Here is a 330-nt window from a genome sequence, read left to right as displayed (position 1 = left end):
CGACGAGGCATTGGTGAGTAACCTGGCCACGCATTCACAGGACTGCGAGCGCGAACGCGACAGGCAGCAAAACCGTTGGCACCAGCGCATGTCCGAAGTAGCCGACCGCGAGCACCGTCATGAACACGATTCCGAACGCAAGCACCAGGATCGAGCGGCACCGCATGAAGAACAAGAGCGGGGGCATGAAGAGCAACAGGAACAGTTGCAAATCGAAAGTGACGGACACACCGACTTTGGCCAGGCAGACAGGGCCCCGATCGCGTTCTGGACAAGCGGTAGCGGTCACAGACCATGCAGAAGCGCACGACGATGCCCGAGACGGCGAGC

The 330-nt window shown here is 60.6% G+C and carries 1 pseudogene; it reads right to left on the bottom strand.

Features of this window, described 5'->3' with window-relative positions:
• Nucleotides 1-37 precede the first annotated feature (37 nt).
• Nucleotides 38-285, bottom strand: a pseudogene (locus BG61_RS39040) (Na+/H+ antiporter); the annotation flags it as partial.
• Nucleotides 286-330 lie beyond the last annotated feature (45 nt).

It is taken from the genome of Caballeronia glathei (assembly GCF_000698595.1).
Classification (GTDB): domain Bacteria; phylum Pseudomonadota; class Gammaproteobacteria; order Burkholderiales; family Burkholderiaceae; genus Caballeronia; species Caballeronia glathei.
Note: the sequence above shows the minus strand (reverse complement) of the source record. Positions and strands in the feature narration are given on the sequence as shown.